This window comes from Rhizobacter sp. OV335 (genome assembly GCF_900142965.1).
Taxonomy (GTDB): Bacteria; Pseudomonadota; Gammaproteobacteria; order Burkholderiales; family Burkholderiaceae_C; genus Rhizobacter.
Genome location: NZ_FRCQ01000031.1, coordinates 80,704 through 89,226 on the forward strand (window position 1 = coordinate 80,704; position 8,523 = coordinate 89,226).

Consider the following 8,523-nt stretch of genomic DNA (forward strand, 5'->3'; position numbering starts at 1 on the left):
GGCGACGCACCGGGGCCGCGGCCCCGATCACTCACTGTCCCAAGAAGTGCTTGCGGTAGCGCTGCGGCAGGTCGGCGATGCGCATCAGCATCGGCAGGTCGGCGGTGTTGAAGTCAGGATCCCAGGCCGGCGGGCCCAGCACCTTCGCGCCGCAGCGCAGGTAACCCTTGATCAGTGCCGGCGCCTCGACCACGAGGTCGTGCTGCAGTTCGTCCACCGGCAGCGCGAGCCGCGGGCGCACCTGCAGCTCGATCGGTGCCAGGTGCGTGTGGCGCAGCTGCTCCCACAGGCTGGCGGCGAAATGGCCGCCGTCGCGCATGCTGACGCTCGCGCAGCCGACCATCGTGTCCAGCTTGTTGCGCACCATGAACTCGGCGAGCGCGCCCCACAGCGCGAGGATCGCGCCGCCCGAGCGCCAGGCCGGGTGCACGCAGGAGCGGCCCAGTTCCACCATCGTCGAGCGCAGCGGACGCAGCCGGGTCAGGTCGAACTCGGTCTCGCTGTACAGGCCGCCGATGCGGCGTGCCGAATCCGGCGTCAGCACGCGGTAGGTGCCGATCACCGGGCCCAGCTCGCCACCCTCGCCCGGAGCGCGCACCAGCAGGTGCTCGCAGAACGGGTCGAACATGTCGATGTCGTGCCCTGCCGGCGAGCCGTGCGGCACGCTCAGGCGTGCGCCCATCTCTTCGGCGAAAACCAGGTGCCTCAGGCGCTGCGCCTGGCGAACTTCGTCTTCATCGCGTGCCCAAACAATTTCCAGCTGAGCAGCATCGATCCGGCGCGCTTGTGGAGTGTGTGAGCTTTCGTGAAGTGACCTCCGGGACGTGTCACCACGCAAATCGGACAGAGGCATCGTCGGCAGGGGCAGGTCCCTCATGGCGTTCTCCTGTGAACTGCCGAGATGGTGGGTCCGCACGGTGACGCGTCCATGAAGCCGGGATGACGCGCAGATGACATTGCGTGTTTCCCTGCGTGCGGGCGGAGCGCCCGCTGCTACGATCGTCTGCATGAGCTTCCAGGTCTTCGGATTGCCGGTGTCACGGGGTGTCGCGATCGGCCGCGCGGTGATGGTCGCGTCGAGCCGCGTCGACGTCGCCCACTATTTCATCGAGGCGTCGCAGGTCGAGCCGGAGATCGAGCGGCTGCGCACGGCGCGCGATGCGGTCGCCCAGGAACTGACGACGCTGCAGCGCGAACTGCCCGCCGATGCGCCGGGCGAGCTGTCGGCGCTGCTCGACGTGCACCTGATGCTGCTGCACGACGACTCACTGACCGGCGCGACCAAGAACTGGATCCAGGAGCGCCATTACAACGGCGAGTGGGCGCTGTCGGCGCAGCTGGAGGTGCTGGCGCGCCAGTTCGACGAGATGGAAGACGACTACCTGCGCGAGCGCAAGGCCGACCTGGAGCAGGTGGTCGAGCGCCTGCTTCGGGCGATGGCCCGCGGGCCGCTGTCGGATTCCGCGCCGGCGCCGGGCGTGAGCCCGCGCGATTTCGGCGGCGAGGATCCCCTGGTGCTGGTGGCGAACGACATCGCGCCGGCCGACATGCTGCAGTTCAAGCGGAGCATCTTCACCGGCTTCATCACCGACGTGGGCGGCAAGACCTCGCACACCGCGATCGTCGCGCGCAGCATGGACATCCCGGCCGTGGTCGGCGCGCGCGAGGCGAGCCACATCATCCGCCAGGACGACTGGGTGGTGATCGACGGTGACTGCGGGGCGGTGATCGTCAACCCGTCGCCGATCGTGCTGGAGGAATACCGCTTCAGGCAGCGCCAGAGCGGGCTTGAGCGCGACCGCCTGGCGCGGCTGCGCCACACGCCGGCGGTGACGATGGATGGCGAGCGCGTGGAGCTGCAGGCCAACATCGAGCTGCCGGTGGATGCCATCGGGGCGCTGGAGGCGGGGGCGGTCGGCGTGGGGCTGTTCCGCAGCGAGTTCCTGTTCATGAACCGCGGCAGCGAGTTGCCGGGCGAGGACGAGCAGTACGAGGCGTACCGGGCGGCCATCGAGGCGATGCGGGGCCTGCCGGTGACGATCCGCACGGTCGACATCGGTGCCGACAAGCAGCTCGACCGCATGTCGGTCAATGAACTGCGGCACGAGCACGCGCTGAACCCCGCGCTGGGGCTGCGAGCGATCCGCTGGAGCCTGTCGGAGCCGGGCATGTTCCGACAACAACTGCGGGCGATCCTGCGGGCGGCGGCCGTCGGGCCGGTGCGCATCCTCGTGCCGATGGTGGCGCACCTGAGCGAAGTGCGGATGTTCCTGGAGGCGCTCGACCGGGCCCGGCAGCAGCTGGCGGATTCGGGGCGGCCGTGCGGCGAGGTGGAGGTCGGCGCCATGATCGAGGTGCCGGCGGCGGCGCTTGCGCTGCCCTTGCTGCTGAAGCACTTCGACTTCGTGTCGATCGGCACCAATGACCTGATCCAGTACACCCTCGCGATCGACCGCGCCGACGAGGCGGTGGCGCACCTCTACGACCCCTGGCACCCCGCGGTGCTGGGGTTGATCGCACAGACCATCACGACTGCACGCGCGGCGGGCAAGGGGGTCAGCGTGTGCGGTGAGATGGCGGGGGATCCCGAGTTCACCGATCTGCTGCTGGCGATGGGGCTGCGCAACTTCTCGATGCACCCGTCGCAGATCTCGTCGATCAAGCAGCGGGTCTTGCGGGCGGATACCCGTCGCCTGGCATCGCTGCTGCCCACCATTCTTCAGAGCGACGACCCGGCATCGGTATGCCGACGGGCTCAGGCGAGCCTGCAGACCATCGGGATCCAGCAGTAATTTCGTGACAGCCTCGCGAAGGCCGAAAATTCGATGCTATAGTCGTGGTCTTCGCTGATCACTGATCAACGAAGCGACCAAGACAACAGATTGGTTTCGGCAGGCGGCGAAAGCGGCGGACGAAAAAAATCAAGCAAGTTGTTGAAGTCGAGCAAAAAGGTGCTACAGTCTAAGGCTGCGCTGAACGAGATAGATCGAACAGCAAAGCAAGACGGCGAAGCCGGTTTGCAGCTCTTTAAAAATTAACAGCCGATAAGTGTGGGCGTTAGAAGGCGAGTGCCGAAGAGTCGCAAGACTCGAGGTCTCATGGACCTTAAACGCTCATAGAAGTGAAGTTCACTTCAATTCTTTGAGTAATTTATCAAGATCGAACTGAAGAGTTTGATCCTGGCTCAGATTGAACGCTGGCGGCATGCCTTACACATGCAAGTCGAACGGCAGCACGGGAGCAATCCTGGTGGCGAGTGGCGAACGGGTGAGTAATATATCGGAACGTGCCCAGTTGTGGGGGATAGCCCGGCGAAAGCCGGATTAATACCGCATACGACCTGAGGGTGAAAGCGGGGGATCGCAAGACCTCGCGCAATTGGAGCGGCCGATATCAGATTAGCTAGTTGGTGGGGTAAAAGCCTACCAAGGCGACGATCTGTAGCTGGTCTGAGAGGACGACCAGCCACACTGGGACTGAGACACGGCCCAGACTCCTACGGGAGGCAGCAGTGGGGAATTTTGGACAATGGGCGCAAGCCTGATCCAGCCATGCCGCGTGCGGGAAGAAGGCCTTCGGGTTGTAAACCGCTTTTGTCAGGGAAGAAACGGTCTGAACTAATACTTTGGACTAATGACGGTACCTGAAGAATAAGCACCGGCTAACTACGTGCCAGCAGCCGCGGTAATACGTAGGGTGCAAGCGTTAATCGGAATTACTGGGCGTAAAGCGTGCGCAGGCGGCTATGCAAGACAGATGTGAAATCCCCGGGCTCAACCTGGGAACTGCATTTGTGACTGCATGGCTAGAGTACGGTAGAGGGGGATGGAATTCCGCGTGTAGCAGTGAAATGCGTAGATATGCGGAGGAACACCGATGGCGAAGGCAATCCCCTGGACCTGTACTGACGCTCATGCACGAAAGCGTGGGGAGCAAACAGGATTAGATACCCTGGTAGTCCACGCCCTAAACGATGTCAACTGGTTGTTGGACGGCTTGCTGTTCAGTAACGAAGCTAACGCGTGAAGTTGACCGCCTGGGGAGTACGGCCGCAAGGTTGAAACTCAAAGGAATTGACGGGGACCCGCACAAGCGGTGGATGATGTGGTTTAATTCGATGCAACGCGAAAAACCTTACCTACCCTTGACATGTCTAGAAGTTACCAGAGATGGTTTCGTGCTCGAAAGAGAGCTAGAACACAGGTGCTGCATGGCCGTCGTCAGCTCGTGTCGTGAGATGTTGGGTTAAGTCCCGCAACGAGCGCAACCCTTATCATTAGTTGCTACGCAAGGGCACTCTAATGAGACTGCCGGTGACAAACCGGAGGAAGGTGGGGATGACGTCAGGTCATCATGGCCCTTATGGGTAGGGCTACACACGTCATACAATGGCCGGTACAGAGGGCTGCCAACCCGCGAGGGGGAGCTAATCTCAGAAAACCGGTCGTAGTCCGGATCGCAGTCTGCAACTCGACTGCGTGAAGTCGGAATCGCTAGTAATCGCGGATCAGCTTGCCGCGGTGAATACGTTCCCGGGTCTTGTACACACCGCCCGTCACACCATGGGAGCGGGTTCTGCCAGAAGTAGTTAGCCTAACCGCAAGGGGGGCGATTACCACGGCAGGGTTCGTGACTGGGGTGAAGTCGTAACAAGGTAGCCGTATCGGAAGGTGCGGCTGGATCACCTCCTTTCTGGAAAAAATGGTGCTCAATTTTTAGCGCCCACGCTTATCGGCTGTTGTGACAACAGTTCAAGAGAACGGTTCAATCCGGAACAAGGGTCTGTAGCTCAGCTGGTTAGAGCACCGTCTTGATAAGGCGGGGGTCGTTGGTTCGAGCCCAACTAGACCCACCAACTTCCATCGGGGGATTAGCTCAGCTGGGAGAGCACCTGCTTTGCAAGCAGGGGGTCGTCGGTTCGATCCCGTCATCCTCCACCAATGTACCAACGTCTTTGAAGAAGGCGTTCTCTTGAAGAAGAAGAAATCGTCGCTGACGCAAGCAGCTTGGTGTTCCCGCCAGGCTGTTTTCGTCAGCGGTTCGAAAGAATCGGCTGTTGCTCTTTAACAATTTGTAGAGTCGAAAATCAGCGTTGTCGGCGGAAAGCAGACCGAAAGGGATGCACCGTGCCGCCGATGACGAACTTGATTGCGTCAACAGATATTCAACTTGAGTTGATCGAGAAATCGATTGAAGCGAGTTTTGAAGAACGGCATAACGCGAAATACTCAAACAGTCATTGACCGATGCTCACCGCGTGTGGGCGTCAAAGTTATAGGGTCAAGTGACTAAGTGCATGTGGTGGATGCCTTGGCGATTACAGGCGACGAAGGACGTGATAGCCTGCGATAAGCTTCGGGGAGCTGGCAAATTAGCTTTGATCCGGAGATTTCCGAATGGGGAAACCCGACCGTAAGGTCATCGCATACTGAATACATAGGTATGCGAGGCGAACCGGGTGAACTGAAACATCTCAGTAGCTCGAGGAAAAGACATCAACCGAGATTCCGAAAGTAGTGGCGAGCGAAATCGGAAGAGCCTGCACGTTTTAGCATCTTGCATATCAGAACGGAATGGAAAGTCCGGCCATAGCGGGTGATAGCCCCGTATGAAAAATGTAGGGTGTGGAACTAGGCGTGCGACAAGTAGGGCGGGACACGTGTAATCCTGTCTGAATATGGGGGGACCATCCTCCAAGGCTAAATACTCGTAATCGACCGATAGTGAACTAGTACCGTGAGGGAAAGGCGAAAAGAACCCCGGGAGGGGAGTGAAATAGATCCTGAAACCGCATGCATACAAACAGTCGGAGCCCGCAAGGGTGACGGCGTACCTTTTGTATAATGGGTCAGCGACTTACATTCAGTGGCAAGGTTAACCGAATAGGGAAGCCGTAGAGAAATCGAGTCCGAATAGGGCGTTCAGTCGCTGGGTGTAGACCCGAAACCAAGTGATCTATCCATGGCCAGGATGAAGGTGAGGTAACACTTACTGGAGGTCCGAACCGACTAGTGTTGCAAAACTAGCGGATGAGCTGTGGATAGGGGTGAAAGGCTAAACAAACTTGGAAATAGCTGGTTCTCTCCGAAAACTATTTAGGTAGTGCCTCAAGTATTACCGTCGGGGGTAGAGCACTGTTATGGCTAGGGGGTCATGGCGACTTACCAAACCATTGCAAACTCCGAATACCGATGAGTACAGCTTGGGAGACAGTGCACCGGGTGCTAACGTCCGGACACAAGAGGGAAACAACCCAGACCGCCAGCTAAGGTCCCCAAAATTGGCTAAGTGGGAAACGAAGTGGGAAGGCTAAAACAGTCAGGATGTTGGCTTAGAAGCAGCCATCATTTAAAGAAAGCGTAATAGCTCACTGATCGAGTCGTCCTGCGCGGAAGATGTAACGGGGCTAAGCCAGTTACCGAAGCTGCGGATTTGCTAGCAATAGCAAGTGGTAGGAGAGCGTTCTGTAAGCCTGTGAAGGTGGCTTGTGAAGGCTGCTGGAGGTATCAGAAGTGCGAATGCTGACATGAGTAGCGTTAAAGGGGGTGAAAAGCCCCCTCGCCGAAAGCGCAAGGTTTCCTACGCAACGTTCATCGGCGTAGGGTGAGTCGGCCCCTAAGGCGAGGCAGAGATGCGTAGCTGATGGGAAACAGGTCAATATTCCTGTACCGATATGTAGTGCGATGTGGGGACGGAGAAGGTTAGCTCAGCCGGGTGTTGGATGTCCCGGTTCAAGCGTGTAGTCGTGCTGCCTAGGCAAATCCGGGCAGCTTAGATGAGGCGTGATAACGAGGCGGCTTGCCGCTGAAGTGAGTGATACCCTGCTTCCAGGAAAAGCCACTAAGCTCCAGCTACATACGACCGTACCGCAAACCGACACTGGTGCGCGAGATGAGTATTCTAAGGCGCTTGAGAGAACTCTGGAGAAGGAACTCGGCAAATTGACACCGTAACTTCGGAAGAAGGTGTGCCTTTAGTAGGTGAACCATTTACTTGGGGAGCCCAATGAGGCCGCAGAGAATCGGTGGCTGCGACTGTTTATTAAAAACACAGCACTCTGCAAAGACGAAAGTCGACGTATAGGGTGTGACGCCTGCCCGGTGCTGGAAGATTAAATGATGGGGTGCAAGCTCTTGACTGAAGTCCCAGTAAACGGCGGCCGTAACTATAACGGTCCTAAGGTAGCGAAATTCCTTGTCGGGTAAGTTCCGACCTGCACGAATGGCGTAACGATGGCCACACTGTCTCCTCCAGAGACTCAGCGAAGTTGAAATGTTTGTGATGATGCAATCTCCCCGCGGAAAGACGGAAAGACCCCATGAACCTTTACTGTAGCTTTACATTGGACTTTGAACAGATCTGTGTAGGATAGGTGGGAGGCTTTGAAGCGGTGCCGCTAGGTGTCGTGGAGCCAACGTTGAAATACCACCCTGGTGTGTTTGAGGTTCTAACCTTGGCCCGTTATCCGGGTTGGGGACAGTGTATGGTGGGCAGTTTGACTGGGGCGGTCTCCTCCCAAAGCGTAACGGAGGAGTTCGAAGGTACGCTAGGCACGGTCGGAAATCGTGCTGATAGTGCATTGGCATAAGCGTGCTTGACTGCGAGACTGACAAGTCGAGCAGGTACGAAAGTAGGACAAAGTGATCCGGTGGTTCTGTATGGAAGGGCCATCGCTCAACGGATAAAAGGTACTCTGGGGATAACAGGCTGATACCGCCCAAGAGTTCATATCGACGGCGGTGTTTGGCACCTCGATGTCGGCTCATCTCATCCTGGGGCTGTAGCCGGTCCCAAGGGTATGGCTGTTCGCCATTTAAAGAGGTACGTGAGCTGGGTTTAAAACGTCGTGAGACAGTTTGGTCCCTATCTTCCGTGGGCGCTGCAAGATTGAGAGAGCCTGCTCCTAGTACGAGAGGACCGGAGTGGACGCACCTCTGGTGTATCGGTTGTCACGCCAGTGGCATCGCCGAGTAGCTATGTGCGGAAGAGATAACCGCTGAAAGCATCTAAGCGGGAAACTCGTCTCAAGATGAGTCTTGCCGGGGCCTTGAGCCCCCTGAAGAGTCGTTCGAGACCAGGACGTTGATAGGCTGGGTGTGGAAGCGCAGTAATGCGTTAAGCTAACCAGTACTAATTGCTCGTGAGGCTTGACCCTATAACTTTGATCCAACGATCAAAGCTGTCTGAGGACAAGCGTTGTGCAGTTCTTCCAACGAATATCCTTGGACGCAATCAAGTTCACCGGTCGAAAGACCACCGCTGATTCCGCTTGCGTGGTTCAATTCCACGAAGCTTCGACTCTACCAATTGGTCGCAAAGCACCCCACAGGTGCTCGGCGGCAACAAGTTAAGCCTGATGACCATAGCGAGGTGGTCCCACTCCTTCCCATCCCGAACAGGACAGTGAAACGCCTCAGCGCCGATGATAGTGCGGGTTCCCGTGTGAAAGTAGGACATCGTCAGGCTATTAATAAAGCCAACCCCCGTCTCCTCCCAAGGTGACGGGGGTTTCGCTTTTGGGGC

Annotated in this window: 2 protein-coding genes, 2 tRNA genes and 3 rRNA genes; 6 read left to right on the forward strand and 1 reads right to left on the reverse strand. The window is 58.1% G+C overall.

Features of this window, described 5'->3' with window-relative positions:
- Positions 1-31 precede the first annotated feature (31 nt).
- Positions 32-877, reverse strand: a complete 846-nt coding sequence (locus tag BUE42_RS25985) for a GNAT family N-acetyltransferase (protein ID WP_073468191.1) — start codon at positions 875-877, stop codon at positions 32-34.
- Positions 878-1,007: 130 nt separating this feature from the next.
- Here BUE42_RS25985 and ptsP point away from each other — a divergent pair, with 130 nt between their 5' ends.
- The 6 genes from ptsP (at position 1,008) to rrf (ending at position 8,465) form a co-directional block, all read left to right on the forward strand.
- Complete coding sequence (gene ptsP, locus BUE42_RS25990; protein WP_073468192.1) at positions 1,008-2,792, forward strand: phosphoenolpyruvate--protein phosphotransferase; 1,785 nt, start codon at positions 1,008-1,010, stop codon at positions 2,790-2,792.
- A 369-nt stretch (positions 2,793-3,161) separates the two neighbouring features.
- A 16S ribosomal RNA gene (locus BUE42_RS25995) occupies positions 3,162-4,692 on the forward strand.
- A gap of 86 nt (positions 4,693-4,778) precedes the next feature.
- Positions 4,779-4,855 (forward strand) — tRNA-Ile (locus BUE42_RS26000).
- A 9-nt stretch (positions 4,856-4,864) separates the two neighbouring features.
- Positions 4,865-4,940, forward strand: a tRNA-Ala gene (locus tag BUE42_RS26005).
- Between the two features lie 338 nt (positions 4,941-5,278).
- Positions 5,279-8,155, forward strand: a 23S ribosomal RNA gene (locus BUE42_RS26010).
- Positions 8,156-8,352: 197 nt separating this feature from the next.
- Positions 8,353-8,465 (forward strand): 5S ribosomal RNA (gene rrf, locus BUE42_RS26015).
- Together the 16S, 23S and 5S rRNA genes with 2 tRNA genes alongside form the textbook arrangement of a ribosomal RNA operon.
- Positions 8,466-8,523: the final 58 nt, after the last annotated feature.

Coding starts and splice junctions, on each gene's coding strand:
- BUE42_RS25985 (WP_073468191.1), bottom strand. CDS start 877: ATGAGGGACCTGCCCCTGCCGACGATGCCTCTGTCCGATTTGCGTGGT.
- ptsP (WP_073468192.1), top strand. CDS start 1,008: ATGAGCTTCCAGGTCTTCGGATTGCCGGTGTCACGGGGTGTCGCGATC.